Source organism: Streptomyces sp. NBC_01255 (assembly GCF_036226445.1).
Classification (GTDB): Bacteria; Actinomycetota; Actinomycetes; order Streptomycetales; family Streptomycetaceae; genus Streptomyces.
In genome coordinates, this window is the sequence record NZ_CP108474.1 from 3,101,660 (window position 1) to 3,115,540 (window position 13,881).

The 13,881-nt window shown below is 71.6% G+C and carries 15 protein-coding genes; 7 read left to right on the plus strand and 8 right to left on the minus strand.

The genetic code is table 11. The features are described from left to right. Nucleotides 1–76 precede the first annotated feature (76 nt). Entirely contained in the window at nucleotides 77–898 is an 822-nt protein-coding gene (locus tag OG357_RS13520; protein WP_329621377.1) for a hypothetical protein, read from the minus strand. Between the two features lie 286 nt (nucleotides 899–1,184). On the opposite strand from OG357_RS13520, the gene OG357_RS13525 reads away from it, so the two are divergent. Then, complete coding sequence (locus tag OG357_RS13525) at nucleotides 1,185–1,757, plus strand: Pycsar system effector family protein (RefSeq protein ID WP_329621378.1); 573 nt, start codon at nucleotides 1,185–1,187, stop codon at nucleotides 1,755–1,757. Here the strand turns inward: OG357_RS13525 and OG357_RS13530 are convergent. After that, nucleotides 1,737–2,393: a Crp/Fnr family transcriptional regulator gene (locus OG357_RS13530; protein ID WP_329621379.1), complete on the minus strand. Its 657-nt coding sequence runs from the start codon at nucleotides 2,391–2,393 to the stop codon at nucleotides 1,737–1,739. The two genes, OG357_RS13525 and OG357_RS13530, sit on opposite strands and share 21 nt — an antisense overlap. A 223-nt stretch (nucleotides 2,394–2,616) precedes the next feature. Further along, nucleotides 2,617–3,705 (minus strand): redox-regulated ATPase YchF, encoded by a 1,089-nt coding sequence (gene ychF / locus OG357_RS13535; protein WP_329621380.1) that lies wholly within the window; start codon nucleotides 3,703–3,705, stop codon nucleotides 2,617–2,619. Nucleotides 3,706–4,130: 425 nt separating this feature from the next. On the opposite strand from ychF, the gene OG357_RS13540 reads away from it, so the two are divergent. Then, nucleotides 4,131–4,619, plus strand: a complete 489-nt coding sequence (locus OG357_RS13540; protein ID WP_329625583.1) for a DUF6542 domain-containing protein — start codon at nucleotides 4,131–4,133, stop codon at nucleotides 4,617–4,619. Nucleotides 4,620–4,737: 118 nt separating this feature from the next. Here the strand turns inward: OG357_RS13540 and ppgK are convergent, their stop codons facing one another. Both ppgK and OG357_RS13550 read right to left on the minus strand, forming a co-directional pair. Next, nucleotides 4,738–5,481: a polyphosphate--glucose phosphotransferase gene (gene ppgK, locus OG357_RS13545; protein WP_329621381.1), complete on the minus strand. Its 744-nt coding sequence runs from the start codon at nucleotides 5,479–5,481 to the stop codon at nucleotides 4,738–4,740. Between the two features lie 29 nt (nucleotides 5,482–5,510). Next, nucleotides 5,511–6,566, minus strand: coding sequence for a 4-hydroxy-3-methylbut-2-enyl diphosphate reductase (locus tag OG357_RS13550; RefSeq protein ID WP_443066678.1), 1,056 nt, complete (start codon nucleotides 6,564–6,566; stop codon nucleotides 5,511–5,513). 54 nt (nucleotides 6,567–6,620) lie between these two features. Between OG357_RS13550 and OG357_RS13555 the strand changes: the two genes are divergently transcribed. From OG357_RS13555 to OG357_RS13570, 4 genes are all read left to right on the plus strand, one after another. Continuing rightward, nucleotides 6,621–7,985 carry an APC family permease gene (locus OG357_RS13555; RefSeq protein ID WP_329621383.1) on the plus strand — a complete coding sequence of 455 codons (1,365 nt, stop codon included), beginning with the start codon at nucleotides 6,621–6,623 and terminating at the stop codon, nucleotides 7,983–7,985. A gap of 79 nt (nucleotides 7,986–8,064) precedes the next feature. Next, on the plus strand, nucleotides 8,065–9,294 hold the full coding sequence (gene xseA, locus OG357_RS13560; protein ID WP_329621384.1) for an exodeoxyribonuclease VII large subunit: 1,230 nt from the start codon (nucleotides 8,065–8,067) through the stop codon (nucleotides 9,292–9,294). Between the two features lie 82 nt (nucleotides 9,295–9,376). Continuing rightward, nucleotides 9,377–9,631: an exodeoxyribonuclease VII small subunit gene (locus OG357_RS13565; protein ID WP_329621385.1), complete on the plus strand. Its 255-nt coding sequence runs from the start codon at nucleotides 9,377–9,379 to the stop codon at nucleotides 9,629–9,631. Nucleotides 9,632–9,834: 203 nt separating this feature from the next. Beyond that, the gene (locus tag OG357_RS13570) at nucleotides 9,835–10,425 is read left to right on the plus strand and encodes a malonic semialdehyde reductase (RefSeq protein WP_329621386.1); all 591 of its coding nucleotides are present in this window, start codon (nucleotides 9,835–9,837) and stop codon (nucleotides 10,423–10,425) included. 106 nt (nucleotides 10,426–10,531) lie between these two features. Here OG357_RS13570 and OG357_RS13575 read toward each other — a convergent pair whose 3' ends face one another. After that, nucleotides 10,532–11,065: a DUF4245 domain-containing protein gene (locus tag OG357_RS13575; protein ID WP_329621387.1), complete on the minus strand. Its 534-nt coding sequence runs from the start codon at nucleotides 11,063–11,065 to the stop codon at nucleotides 10,532–10,534. Nucleotides 11,066–11,198: 133 nt separating this feature from the next. On the opposite strand from OG357_RS13575, the gene glpX reads away from it, so the two are divergent. After that, a complete protein-coding gene (glpX, locus tag OG357_RS13580; protein WP_329621388.1) occupies nucleotides 11,199–12,233 on the plus strand; it encodes a class II fructose-bisphosphatase in 1,035 nt (344 codons plus the stop codon). Between the two features lie 195 nt (nucleotides 12,234–12,428). On the opposite strand, the gene OG357_RS13585 is transcribed toward glpX, so the two are convergent. Next, complete coding sequence (locus tag OG357_RS13585) at nucleotides 12,429–12,803, minus strand: WhiB family transcriptional regulator (protein WP_317598754.1); 375 nt, start codon at nucleotides 12,801–12,803, stop codon at nucleotides 12,429–12,431. 184 nt (nucleotides 12,804–12,987) lie between these two features. Continuing rightward, complete coding sequence (locus OG357_RS13590) at nucleotides 12,988–13,707, minus strand: DUF1707 SHOCT-like domain-containing protein (RefSeq protein ID WP_329621389.1); 720 nt, start codon at nucleotides 13,705–13,707, stop codon at nucleotides 12,988–12,990. Nucleotides 13,708–13,881 lie beyond the last annotated feature (174 nt).

The window sequence follows — 13,881 nt, forward strand, 5'->3', positions numbered from 1 at the left end:
CCCACCACTTCCCTGACTTTCCGTCAGCCGATCCATGGAACTCATGTGCGCACCCTCGTCTCCCCGTCCACTCAGCTCACTTGGAGATGCCGAAGACGACGTTCCCGTTGATGACGGTTCCGTACAGGTTGGTGGTGGCGGAATCGCCACCGCCCGCAGCAGGCGCGGCAGGGGCGGCGGTCTCGGGGGTACCCGCTGCGGAACCGGCCGCGGAACCAGAACCGGAACCGGAACCGGAGCCCGCGCCGGAACCGGAACCGGAATCCGTGCCGGAACCGGATTCGACAGCGCCGAGATCCAGCGCGTGGACGTCGTACCCCGGCACCCACAGCCAGGCCCGTCCCCGGTACTCCTTCTTCTCGACGACGACCTCCCGGAACTCCTCCGGCCGGAAGTTGGTGTACCCCTGGGCGACGAGCTCCGTGAAGACCGGCGCGGTCAGCGCGACGGCGAGCGCTGCGTCCGGGGCCCCGGCGAGGGCCCTGCGGAGCGGGTCGCTCTCGAGGATCCGGGAGACCTCGACGGGCCCGGGGCCCACGAAACCACTCGGGGCTTCCGAGGCCGGACCGAAGTGCACGGCGGCGCGCAGCGCGAGCCGCGCGCCGGGCACCCGGTCGCGGTTGTGGGCGCGCAGCCCGGCGTCCAGCCTGCGCATGAACGGCTCGACGAGCGCCTGCTCGTCGGAGCCTGCCGGGAGCACCGCGAACTCGGAGTCCCCGGCGAGCTGCCGTACCCACGAGGCGCGGTCGAGCCCTGCCGCCTCGGCTGCTTCGGAGAGCAGCCGGGGCAACACTGTCTGGATCTCGCGCTGTCGCGCGGTGTCCGCGCTGCCGTATCCTCGCGCGTCCACAGCGAGCAGAAGCCGCCTGTCGAACACGCCCATCGCACCTACGGACATCCCGTCCTCCTCGTCCGTCACATCGGGAAGGACAGCATGCCGCACCTCCAACCCACTTGCGAATCAAGGGAGTTACGAGGCAAAAGGCGATGCGGCATGCTGCTCCCGGACCGCTGCCCACCCCCGTGGAGCACCGGTCGCACTGCCAGTCGTACACCGGATCCGGGCACCCGCACCCCGTGGAAGTACGGGATCTCGCACAGTCGCCCAATCCCGTAGAAGTGCCTGGTCCGCGCGGCGCGTCCGCGGCTCAATGGAAGTCCGTCCGAGCCGTGTTGGAGGTTCCGTGTCAGCCACCCCGCCCACCCGGCCCACCGCGCCCACCGCGCCCACGGCGGCGCCCGGGCCCTCCGAGGGTGTACTCGCCCCCGCCTCGCACACGATGCTGCCCGTCCTGCAGACGGCGCACCAGCACGCCGACGCCAAGGCCGGCATCCTCTCCGCCGTGCAGGCGGCGCTCGTGGGGACGGCCGGCGCGTGGAGCGAGGCCGCGGTGGACGGCTGGCGGCGCGGCGGCCCGCTCGGCTGGACGGCGGGGGTGCTGCTGGTCCTCTTCGTCTGCGGTCTCTTCGGCGGCGCGGCGTCGCTCGCGCTGGCGCTCCGGCCGCGCGTCTGGCGGCCCACCGGACCCAACGACTACAGCTTCGTCCGGCTGGCCGCCGCCTCGGACCCGCCTCCGCTCACCGCTCCCGTTCCCACTCCGTCCGACGAGGACGAGCGCCAGCTGCGTGCGATGATCCGCTTCCTGTCCGACGTGGCCCTGCGAAAGTACCGCTGCGTGACGGCCGCCGTGGTGTGCACCGCGGTGATGGGAACCACCGCCGGACTCTGTCTGCTGCTACGGCCGCTCCTCGGCTGACGCCCGGGACCGGGGCGGGGCGGGCGGCACCACGGGCTCGGCGAGTTCGGCCACCCGGGCGAGCCGGGCGAGGTCGTGCACGGTGGTCGTCCGGTACCCGGTACTGAGCAGCTTCTCGTCCCGCAGCTCGCGCAGGCCCTTGTGCACGGTGGTCTCCGCGGCGCCGGTGAGCGCGGCGAGTTCGGGCTGGGTGAGCTGGAAGCCGACCACATGACCACCGCCCGCCTCCGGCCGCCCGTACGCCACGGCGAGCTCCACCAGAAGCCGGGCGAGGCGCACCTTGACCGGATAGCCCCGGAATTCGAGCCGCCGACGATTGGCCCAGCGCAGGCGGTCGGCCACGATCCGGGTCAGCGCCATCGCCACCTCGGGCCGCCGCAACATGAGCCCGTGCAGGGCGCCGGGCCCGATCACGCGCGCCCGCAACGGCCCACAGGCCACCACGCCGGCCGACCGCGGCGCACCGTCGAGCGCGGCCATCTCCCCCACGCTGTCACCCCCGACCCGCACGGCGAGCAGCGACTCCTGCCCGTTCTCCACGGTCGCGGTGACCTTCGCGAACCCGCTGAGGATCACGTACAGATGCCGGTCCGTGGCGCCCTCGGTGAGCAGCACACCCCCGGACCCGAGCGTCAACTCCGACCCCAGCCCCAACAGTTCGGCTCGCGCGGGAGCGGACAACACTCCGAGCAGACTCCGCGCCGGCCACTCCCACTCCCCACCCGGCCCCACATCCACCCCTCTCCACACCCACAACGACCGCACGCCCGCCCAGGCTAGGCGCTGCGGACTCCCCGTGGACCGCAAAAGGCCGCCCAACCCGCTCTGTCGCAGGTCGGACGGCCTTTCGCCGGACGTATCAGACGTTGAAGCGGAACTCCACCACGTCGCCGTCCTGCATCACGTACTCCTTGCCCTCCATGCGGGCCTTGCCCTTCGCGCGGGCTTCGGCGACCGAGCCGCATTCGACCAGGTCGGCGAAGGAGATGATCTCCGCCTTGATGAAGCCGCGCTGGAAGTCGGTGTGGATGACGCCGGCCGCCTCGGGGGCGGTGGCGCCCTTCTTGATCGTCCAGGCGCGGGTTTCCTTCGGGCCTGCCGTCAGGTAGGTCTGGAGGCCCAGGGTCGCGAAGCCGACGCGGCCCAGGGTGGCCATGCCCGGCTCCTCCTGGCCGACCGACTGGAGGAGTTCGAGGGCCTCGTCGTCCTCCAGCTCGATGAGCTCCTGCTCCAGCTTCGCGTTCAGGAAGATCGCCTCGGCGGGGGCGACCAGCGCGCGCTGCTCGTCCTTGAAGGCCTCGTCCGTCAGCTCGTCCTCGTCCACGTTGAAGACGTAGAGGAACGGCTTCGTGGTGAGGAGGTGCAGCTCGTGGAGGAGGTCGCCCTGCTCCGTGCCCTTGGCGATGCCCTTCGAGAAGAGGGTGTCGCCCGCTTCGAGGATCTTCTTCGCCTCGAGGACGGCCGCGAGGACCGCGACCTTCTCCTTCTGGAGGCGGGACTCCTTCGTCAGGCGCGGCTCCGCCTTCTCGATCGACTGGAGGTCCGCGAGGATCAGCTCCGTGTTGATCGTCTCGATGTCGTCCTTCGGCGAGACCTTGCCGTCGACGTGGACGACGTTCTCGTCCTTGAAGGCGCGGATGACCTGGCAGATCGCGTCCGACTCGCGGATGTTCGCGAGGAACTTGTTGCCGAGCCCCTCGCCCTCCGAGGCACCGCGCACGATGCCGGCGATGTCGACGAAGTCCACCGTCGCGGGGAGGATCTTCTGCGAGCCGAAGATGCCCGCGAGGACGGCCAGGCGGGCGTCGGGGACACCGACCACTCCGACGTTGGGCTCGATCGTGGCGAACGGGTAGTTGGCCGCCAGCACGTCGTTCTTGGTCAGGGCGTTGAACAGGGTCGACTTGCCGACATTCGGCAGACCGACGATTCCGATCGTGAGCGACACGGTGGCGACTTCCTGAAGTGTGGATGGTGGGCCGATCCCCCAGTTTACGGGCGGGGCGAACCGGCCAGTGACGCCGACCTTCGGTCGATCTCGGGGGCAAGGTCACCCAAAGGGCGTGTCCCGGACCCGGTTCCCGCCCTTTCCCGACCTACGTTGGTGGGGTGGAGCAGCACAGGACAAGTCAGCCGCAAGGCCGCCGACGGCCGCAAAAGCCCGTCACGCCGCCCGTCACGCCGCCCGGGGCGGCGCCCGGCGCGCTCGTGGAGGGCGCTGCCGTGGAAGGCGTGGCCGTCTACCGCGTGACCGGCAGGGCCGGGCGGAGTGCCGGCGGCGCCCGCGTGCAGCGGGCCGGGGCGGCCGCAGCGGCGGGCGCCGTTCCCGGGCGCGGTTCCGAGCGGCCCGGAGCGGCCCCCGGGAGACGGCCCGTGCCGCCTGTCGTCCTCGCCCTGCGGCGGCTGCCCTCGCCCCGGCTCACCGGGCTCGGCGCCGGGCTGTTCGCCGCCGCCGCCATGCTGGTGATCGGATTCCTCGACCGGCTGATCCTCGACGGCTCCCCGATCGTCTTCGGGCTGCTGTTCCTGCCGGTCAGCGCCCTGACCGCGCTGTGGGTCCGTGCCGCCGACCTCGTCACCGCCCCCATCAGCGTGCCCATCGCCTTCGCCGTCGGGGTCGTCCCCATCGCGGGCGGTACGGGTGGGCTCGGCGGCCAGGCCATGGCCGTCGTGACCGCGCTCGCCGTGCACGCCGGGTGGCTGTACGGCGGCACCCTCGTCGCCGGGCTCATCACGAGCGTACGGAAGGTGCGGGACATGGGGCGCCGCCAGCAGCGGGCCGCCGGCGTCGCCGCCGCCGCTGCCGCGGGTGAGAAGGCCGGTGGGCGGCCTTCGGCGCCCGGCCGCCGTCCTGTCGCGTAGTTCTGTCGCCCAGCCCAGTCGCGTAGGCCTGTCGCGTCGCCCTGTCCCGTCGCGTCGCCCTGTGTCGCGTCGTCGGCTCGTACGGATTCGGCTGCGCCCGCCGCATCCGTACGAGCCCTCAGGACTCGCCCGCCGCCATCGCCGCGCCCACGATCCCCGCATTGTTCCGCAGCTCAGCCGGGACGATCTCCGCGCGGATGCCCTCGACGAGCGGGAGGAACTTGTCGGCCTTGCGGCTCACCCCGCCGCCGATGATGAACAGCTCCGGCGAGAACAGCATCTCCACGTGCGCGAGGTACTTCGTCAGCCGGCGCTTCGCCCAGTGTTCCCAGGTGAGGTCCTCGTCCTCCTTGGCCTTCGTCGAGGCCCGCGTCTCCGCGTCGTGGCCCTTCAGCTCCAGGTGGCCCAGCTCCGTGTTGGGGACCAGCCGGCCGTCGACGAAGACGGCCGAGCCGATGCCCGTGCCGAGCGTCAGGAGGATCACCGTGCCCTTGCGGCCCCGGCCCGCGCCGAAGGTCATCTCCGCGACCCCGGCCGCGTCCGCGTCGTTCAGGACGGTCACCGGGAGGCCGCCGAGCCGCTCGCTCAGCCGAGTGCCCGCGTCCACGCCGATCCACGATTTGTCGACGTTCGCCGCCGTACGGATCGTGGAGCCCGTCACCACGCCCGGGAAGGTCACCCCCACCGGTCCGGTCCAGCCGAAGTGCTCCACGACCTCCACGACGCAGCCCGCCACACCGTCGGGTGTGGCGGGCTGCGGGGTCAGTACCTTGTGGCGCTCCTCGGTGAGCGCTCCGCGCTCCAGGTCCACAGGAGCGCCCTTGATGCCCGAGCCGCCGATGTCCACTCCGAAGACGTTCATGGACCCACGGTAAGGGCTGTGGCGTGGAGTTACTCCTTGGCAGCGGCAGCCGGCTCCGGCGCCTTGCCGAGCTGCTCCGCCACTGCCCGCAGGTCCTTGTTGCGGAGCTCCTTCGGCAGCGAGAACGTCAGGGACTCGTCCGCCGTCTTGACGATCTCGACGTCCGCGTAGCCGCGCTCGCCGAGCCACTCCAGGACCTCCTGCACCAGGATGTCCGGGACGGAGGCGCCGGAGGAGAGGCCGACGCTGGTGACGCCCTCCAGCCAGGCCTCGTCGATCTCGCTCGCGAAGTCGACCAGGTACGCGGCGGGGACGCCGGCCTGCTTGGCGACCTCGACCATGCGGATCGAGTTCGAGGAGTTCTTCGAGCCGACGACGATCACGAGCTCCGCCTGGCCGGCGAGCTCCTTGATCGCGATCTGGCGGTTCTGCGTGGCGTAGCAGATGTCGTCGGACGGCGGGGAGATCAGCTGCGGGAACTTCTCCTTCAGCGCGTCGACCGTCTCCATCGTCTCGTCGACCGAGAGCGTGGTCTGGGAGAGCCAGACGACCCGGGCGGGGTCGCGGACCTCGATCTTGGCGACGTCCCCGGGGCCGTCGACCAGCTGGATGTGGTCGGGGGCCTCGCCGGAGGTGCCGATGACCTCCTCGTGGCCCTCGTGGCCGATGAGGAGGATGTCGAAGTCGTCGTTGGCGAAGCGGACGGCTTCCTTGTGGACCTTGGTGACCAGCGGGCAGGTCGCGTCGATCGTCGCGAGCCGGCCCTGGCGGGCCTCCTCGTGGACGGTCGGGGCGACGCCGTGCGCGGAGAACATCACGATGTTGCCCGGCGGCACCTCGGTCGCCTGGTCGACGAAGATCGCGCCCTTCCGCTCCAGCGTCTGGACCACGTACTTGTTGTGGACGATCTCGTGGCGTACGTAGATCGGCGCCCCGTACTGCTCCAGGGCCTTCTCCACGGCGATCACGGCACGGTCCACGCCCGCGCAGTAGCCGCGGGGAGCGGCGAGCAGGACACGCTTCGGGCGGTTCGTCGCGGAGGCGGACTCGGGCGTCGGCGCGGGCGTTGCAGTCATGCGTCCCATCGTAAGGCCGCGTCGGTGAGCGGTTTGATCGGCACCGTGGCCGAGACTGGCCGCATGGCCGAGGAACCGCAGGTGGCTGCGCGCGACGAGCACACGGATCTCCGTCGGAGCCTCGGCTTCCGCGACCTGGTCGTCTACGGCCTCCTCTTCATCGCGCCGATGGCACCCGTCGGCGTCTTCGGCACGCTCGACGCCAAGTCCCACGGGGCCGTCGCACTGGTGTACGTCGTGGCCACCGTCGCCATGGCGTTCACGGCGTTCAGCTACGCCCAGATGATCCGGGTCGCGCCGCAGGCCGGCTCCGTCTTCACGTACGCCCGCAAGGGGCTCGGCGAGGGGCCCGGGTTCGTCGCCGGGTGGATGGCGCTGCTCGACTACCTGCTGATCCCCGCCGTCGCCTATCTCTTCGCGGGCATCGCCATGGAGGCGCTGGTCCCGGAGGTGGACCGGTGGGTGTGGACCGGGATCGCCGTGGTGGTCACCACCCTGCTCAACCTGTGGGGCGTCCGGGCCGCGGCCCGGGTCGGCTTCGCCGTGCTGGCGATGGAGATCGTCGTCCTGCTGGTCTTCGTCGTGTCGGCGGTGGTGGTGCTCGTACGGGACGGGGCGCAGCGCGACTGGTGGTCGCCGCTGACCGGTGACGGCACGTTCTCGGCGGCCGCGGTCCTCGGCGCGGTGTCGGTGGCCGTGCTGTCCTATCTGGGCTTCGACGCGATCGCCTCCTTCGCGGAGGAGGTCACGGGCGGTTCGGCGAAGGTCGCGCGGGCGGTGCTGTTCTGCCTGGCGCTCGCGGGCACGCTGTTCGTGGCACAGACCTGGCTGGTGGCCCTCCTCGAACCGGTCTCGTCGGCCGAGCTCGCGGCGGATCCCGTGAAGCAGGGCTCGGCCTTCTACGACGCCGTGGAGGTGTCGGTCGGCAGCTGGCTGCACGATCTCGTGGCCGTCTCCAAGGCGATCGGCGCGGCCTTCGCCGCCCTCGCCGGGCAGGCCGCCGGCGCCCGGCTGCTCTTCGCGATGGGCCGCGACCGGCGGCTGCCGCACGTCCTCGCCCGTACGGACTCGGGCGTGCCGAGGGTGGCGCTGCTCGTGGCGGCGACGGTGACGATGGTCGCCGCGGTGTGGGCGGCGCGGCGGGACGACGGGCTCGACCATCTGGTGTCGGTGGTCGACGTCGGCGCCCTGACGGCGTTCGTGCTGCTGCACGCGAGCGTGGTGGGGTGGTTCGCGGTACGGAGGGCGGAGGGGCCGCCGAACTGGCTGAAGCACGTCGTCATGCCGGTCGTCGGGGCGGCGATCCTGATCGCGGTGATCGTGGAGGCCTCGGTCGCCGCGCAGGTGGTGGGCGTGGTGTGGCTGGGGGTCGGGCTCATCGTCCTGGCCGTGCAGGGCACGACACGGACTCCCGCGCCGCGGCGCTGACGCCCGCCGGACGCGCACGTGGCCGTGACGCCGCCCCGTTGTCGTACACGTTGTCGTACCGCGCCGTTACGCTCGGTCCATGGCTCTGACTACGTCCGCCGAAGCACCGCTTCCCGTCGGTGAGGTCTCCCGGCTGATCGGGGGCTGGATCGACCGGCTCGGAGCGATCTGGGTCGAGGGGCAGATCACGCAGCTGTCGCGGCGACCCGGCGCCGGGGTCGTCTTCCTGACCCTGCGGGATCCCTCGTACGACATCTCCATCGGCGTCACCTGCTACCGCCAGGTCTTCGACTCGGTCGCGGACCTGGTGTCCGAGGGCGCCCGGGTCGTCGTGCACGCCAAGCCCGAGTGGTACGCGCCGCGCGGGCAGCTGTCGCTGCGGGCCGTGGAGATCAAGCCGGTCGGCATCGGCGAGCTGCTCGCCCGGCTCGAGCAGCTGAAGCGGAGCCTGGCGGCCGAGGGGCTCTTCGCGCTCGACCGGAAGAAGCCGCTGCCGTTCCTGCCGCACCTGATCGGGCTCGTCTGCGGACGCGCCTCGGCGGCGGAGCGGGACGTCCTGGAGAACGCGCGGCGCCGCTGGCCGGCCGTCCGCTTCGAGGTGCGGAACGTCCCGGTGCAGGGCGTGAAGGCGGTCCCCCAGGTCGTCCAGGCGGTGAAGGAGCTCGACGCCCACGAGGACGTGGACGTGATCATCGTCGCCCGGGGCGGCGGCAGCGTCGAGGACCTGCTGCCGTTCTCGGACGAGCAGCTCGTGCGCGCCGTCGCCGACTGCCGTACGCCGGTGGTCTCCGCGATCGGGCACGAGCCGGACTCGCCCCTCCTCGACCTGGTGGCCGACCTGCGGGCCTCGACGCCCACGGACGCCGCCAAGAAGGTCGTACCGGACGTCGGGGAGGAGCTCGACCGGGTGCGCGGGCTGCGGGACCGGGCGCTGCGGACCGTGCGGGGGCTCCTGGAGCGGGAGGAGCGCGGTCTGGCGCACGCGCTCGCGCGGCCCGTCATGGAGCATCCGCAGCGGATGGTCGAGGTCCGCGAGGACGAGATCGACGCGCTGCTCGCGCGGAGCCGCCGTGTCCTGGGGCACCTCCTGGACCGGGCCGACTCGGAGCTTTCGCACACGCGGGCGCGGGTCCGGGCGCTGTCGCCCGCCGCGACGATGGAGCGCGGGTACGCGGTGCTCCAGAGGGCGGACGGCGCGGTGGTCCGCTCACCCGAGGAGGTCGCGGAGGGCGAGGAGCTGCGGGCCCGGGTCGCCGAGGGCGAGTTCGCGGTGCGACGCGTGGGCGGGGACGTGGCCGGACCGGCCTGACCACGCCCTGCCCCCTGACCCCCTGACCCCTGACCAGGGGCTGAAGATCATCGAGAGAGAAGCGACACGGAGGGTGGAGCACATGGCAGCCGGCACGGAAGAGGCGGCGCTCGGGTACGAGCAGGCGCGGGACGAGCTGATCGAGGTCGTGCGGCGGCTGGAGGCCGGCGGGACGTCCCTGGAGGAGTCCCTCGCGCTCTGGGAGCGCGGCGAGGAGCTGGCGAAGGTCTGCCGGCGCCGGCTCGAGGGCGCGCGGGCCCGGCTGGACGCCTCCCTGGCGGCGGAGCGCGCGGCCGAGGCGGAGGCGGCGGGCGGGGGCCCGGGCGGAGAGGAGTAGCCCCGCCGGTGGCCCTGCCGCTGCCCTGCCGCCGCCCCGCCGGGTCCTGTCGCCGCCCCGCCGGGTCCTGCGGGTGCCCGCGGGTCCTGGCGTAGACTCGGGAGTGAAGCGGATCACTATCCGGATGGATTAGTTGAAGTTTCACCAATCATGCGCGTACTGTCGAGGACATCGCTTGATCCGCAGTCCGGAAGGTACGCAGCATGTCTCTCGCCCTTGACCCCGCCGCCCAGGACCTCCTTTTCCGTGAGGCCCGCACCGCCAACACGTTCACCGACGAGCCGGTGACCGACGAGCAGGTTCAGGCGATCTACGACCTGGTGCAGTACGGTCCGACCGCCTTCAACCAGACCCCGCTGCGCATCACCCTGGTCCGCTCCCCCGAGGCCCGCGAGCGCCTGGTCAAGCACATGGCCGAGGGCAACCAGGCGAAGACGGCGACCGCCCCGCTGGTCGCGATCCTCTCCGCCGACAACGAGTTCCACGAGGAGCTCCCGGCCCTGCTCCCGCACTTCCCGCAGGCCAAGGACATGTTCTTCTCGGAGCGCCCGGTCCGCGAGCAGTCCGCCGTGCTGAACGCCGCCCTCCAGGCCGCGTACTTCATCGTCGGCGTCCGCGCCGCCGGCCTCGCCGCCGGTCCGATGACCGGTCTGGACTTCGCCGGCCTCCAGAAGGAGTTCCTGGACGGCGACCACACCCCGCTGATGGTCGTCAACATCGGCAAGCCGGGCGAGGACGCCTGGTTCCCGCGCTCCCCGCGCCTGGCCTACGACGACGTCGTCACCACCGTCTGAGCCTGATCGCACACAGCCTGACGGCGTACGAGAAGGGCCCCGCACTCACGGAGTGCGGGGCCCTTCTCGTACGTCTCGTGCGTCCCTCGTACGAGACGGGTGCCCGTCAGGCCTTGTGCGGCTTGAGCGAGCCCGCCATCTCGGCCAGCCGGTCGAAGGAGGCCGTACCGGTCACGACGGTCGTCGCGCCGCCCTCCGTACGGACGAGCGCGTCGTACTTCGACCCCTCCCAGCGCTGCCAGACCTGGCCGGCCACCGTCCGGGTCTTCCCCGTGTTCTTCGCCTCGTGCGTGACCTCGGGCACGTACTTGCCCGGCGCCGCCGTCGACTGGTGGATCGCCACGTACTGCGTGTCCGGGGAGAGGAAACCGAGCTGCCAGGCGTCGCTCTTCTCCCGCTTGTACGAGACGACCGTCGCCTTCCAGTCCGCCCCGAGCCCCTCGGGCGCCAGCACCGGATAAGGCGCCGCCCGCTGGGCCGTCAGGAGCTCGACGCGGTAGTCCTTCGCCTTGACCGGCGCCGCGTTCTCGTCGTGCGGGATGAAGAGATACATCACTCCCGCAGCGACCATGATCACCCCGAGGGACTGGAACATCCCTCGTACCGTCTGCCTACCTCGCATACCTGCCACGCCCATCATGGTCGCATCAGGGTGTCGTGCTCAAACGTGGGCCCCTCTGCTCATTTTGTCGACGTACCGATAGAGTCGGAGCACCCTCGTTTTTCCGGCCGTCGCCGTTCCCGGCCGTCGCCGTACAGAAAGGTGCGCTTCGATGACCGAGAGCCATCACCTGCCGCCCGAGCTCGTCGTCTCCCCTGAGGCCCCCGACCGGAACCTCGCCCTCGAGCTGGTCCGCGTCACCGAGGCCGCCGCCATGGCCGCCGGCCGCTGGGTCGGCCGCGGCGACAAGATCGGCGCGGACGGCGCGGCGGTCAACGCCATGCGGACCCTGATCTCCACCGTCTCGATGAACGGCGTCGTCGTCATCGGCGAGGGCGAGAAGGACGAAGCCCCGATGCTCTTCAACGGCGAGCGGGTCGGCGACGGCACCGGCCCCGAGGTCGACATCGCCGTCGACCCGATCGACGGCACCACGCTCAACGCCAAGGGCATGCCGAACGCGATCGCCGTCCTGGCCGCCGCCGACCGCGGCACCATGTTCGACCCGTCCGCGGTCTTCTACATGGACAAGCTGGTCACCGGCCCCGAGGCCGCCGACTTCGTCGACATCAACGCCCCCGTCTCGGTCAACATCCGCCGGGTCGCCAAGGCGAAGAACTCCTCGCCCGAGGACATCACGGTCATGATCCTGGACCGCCCCCGTCACGAGGGCATCGTCAAGGAGATCCGCGAGACCGGCGCCCGGATCAAGTTCATCTCGGACGGCGACGTCGCCGGTTCGATCATGGCCGTCCGCGAGGGCACGGGCGTCGACATGCTCATGGGCGTCGGCGGCACGCCCGAGGGCATCATCTCCGCCTGCGCCATCAAGTGCCTCGGCGGTGTGATCCAGGGCAAGCTGTGGCCGAAGGACGAGGCCGAGCGTCAGAAGGCGCTCGACGCGGGCCACGACCTGGACCGGGTGCTCTCCACGAACGACCTGGTCAGCGGTGACAACGTGTTCTTCGTCGCGACCGGCATCACCGACGGCGAGCTGCTGCGCGGCGTGCGCTACCGCGCCGAGACGGCGACGACGCAGTCGCTGGTCATGCGCTCGAAGTCCGGCACGATCCGCCAGATCGACTCGACGCACCGACTCTCGAAGCTGCGCGCGTACAGCAAGATCGACTTCGACCGCGCCAAGTAAGCCGAAGGGCTCAGCGGCCGAGCAGCGGAATGGCTGAATCGGTGTGCGGCCGACATCGGCCGACATCGGCGGGCCGCTGAGCGGCCGCCACGGCTCACGGCTCGCGGCCGAGCGGAACGGTACGAAGAGGGGCGCCCCCATGTGCGGTGGGGGCGCCCCTTCCCGTACGGGACGCGACGGCGTCCGGCTCCCCCGTCAGCCCGCCTGGGCGATCCGTCCGTCGGTCGCGGACGCCTTCCTCAGCTCCACCTCGCGCCGCCGGCGCCTGGCCAGGACCACCCGGCGCTCCGCGGCGGTGAGGCCGCCCCACACCCCGTACGGCTCGGGCTGGAGCAGCGCGTGCTCCCGGCACTCGATCATCACCGGACAACGGGCGCAGACCCGCTTGGCCGCCTCCTCCCGCGCGAGCCGCGCTGCGGTCGGCTCCTTGGAGGGGGCGAAGAACAGCCCGGCCTCGTCCCGGCGGCACGCCGCCTCCGCGTGCCAGGGGCCGGCCTCGTCCTCCCGGGCAGGTGTGCGCTGAGGGGGAACGGCGGCGACCTGGAGGGGCTGATGCGGCAGTGGCAGCACGATCTACTCCTGACGACGGCTTCGCGAGCGAGCGGCGATGCAGCAGCCCTACCCGCTGTGCGCGCGCCTATGCACTGCGTGCCGCGCCGTTCCGCACTGCGGATACCTCAGGACGAAATCCGGTCACCGACCGGCCGCAAAGATCGCCCCGGCCCCCGGAGGCCGTCCGGAGCGGCGCCCGGAGTCAGTGGCCGAGGTGCTTGCGCAGCTTGTCCTGGAGGTCGGTGATCCACTTGCCGCGCTTGGGCCTCGCCTCGACGTTCCCGAAGACCGAGTAGCCGTTGACGACGACGACCGGGGCCTGCGGATCGACACCTTCCAGGGTCACCACCTCGAAGTTGCCGAAGACTCCGCTGCCGTTGCCGCGCAGGCTGATGTTCTCCGGGACGCGCACCTCGACGTTCCCGAAGATCGACGTGGCGTTGATGGTGGTCAGGCGCTGCGCGAAGATCGCCTCGGTCAGATCGATCTCGATGTTCCCGAAGAGCGCGAAGGCGTTCGTCCTGCGGCCCACCCGCCACCGGCCCTTGCGGGTCGCGCTGGAGAAGATCGCGACGAGGCTGTCCGCGGCGGCGTCGGGGTCGCCCGGGTCGTAGTCGTACGCCGGTTCCGGGTCCCGGCGGGTCCGGGGGCCCGGCAGGTCGCTGACGATCGGCTCCAGCTCTCCGACGGTCTTGGCGCGGTAGACGGCGTCGATCCGGTCCGAGTGCTCCTCGGGATCGATCCGGCCCTCGGCCAGGGCATCCCGGAGGATGTCCGCGATCCGGTCCCGGTCCGCGTCGGATGCCCGCAGCGCGCCTCGCGGGTCGGCGAAAGCGGTCTCGGCCGGGGCGGGTTCGGCGGGCGCGGCCGACCGCTGCGGCTGCGGCTGCTTTTCGGGTTCGGGCTTCTTTTCGAGGTCCACGGAGCCAGCCTAGCGAAACGCGATAGATCGCGACCAGGGGGCGCGGCCGGACCTGTGGAGGACGAGACGAACGGGCGGGCGGAAACGGCGGTTTGAGGCCACGGCGGGAAACCGCCTCCCACCGGACGCCCGGCGCGCCGGACCCGTCACACCTCTCCCTCGCCTCCCCTTCCC

What these genes read in the sequence shown, in the direction of transcription:
- OG357_RS13565 (WP_329621385.1), top strand. Translation starts at nt 9,377, where the DNA reads ATGGCAGCCGGCACGGAAGAGGCGGCGCTCGGGTACGAGCAGGCGCGG.
- OG357_RS13550 (WP_443066678.1), bottom strand. Translation starts at nt 6,566, where the DNA reads ATGGGACGCATGACTGCAACGCCCGCGCCGACGCCCGAGTCCGCCTCC.
- ppgK (WP_329621381.1), bottom strand. Translation starts at nt 5,481, where the DNA reads ATGAACGTCTTCGGAGTGGACATCGGCGGCTCGGGCATCAAGGGCGCT.
- OG357_RS13520 (WP_329621377.1), bottom strand. Translation starts at nt 898, where the DNA reads ATGTCCGTAGGTGCGATGGGCGTGTTCGACAGGCGGCTTCTGCTCGCT.
- OG357_RS13570 (WP_329621386.1), top strand. Translation starts at nt 9,835, where the DNA reads ATGTCTCTCGCCCTTGACCCCGCCGCCCAGGACCTCCTTTTCCGTGAG.
- OG357_RS13555 (WP_329621383.1), top strand. Translation starts at nt 6,621, where the DNA reads ATGGCCGAGGAACCGCAGGTGGCTGCGCGCGACGAGCACACGGATCTC.
- glpX (WP_329621388.1), top strand. Translation starts at nt 11,199, where the DNA reads ATGACCGAGAGCCATCACCTGCCGCCCGAGCTCGTCGTCTCCCCTGAG.
- xseA (WP_329621384.1), top strand. Translation starts at nt 8,065, where the DNA reads ATGGCTCTGACTACGTCCGCCGAAGCACCGCTTCCCGTCGGTGAGGTC.
- OG357_RS13575 (WP_329621387.1), bottom strand. Translation starts at nt 11,065, where the DNA reads ATGATGGGCGTGGCAGGTATGCGAGGTAGGCAGACGGTACGAGGGATG.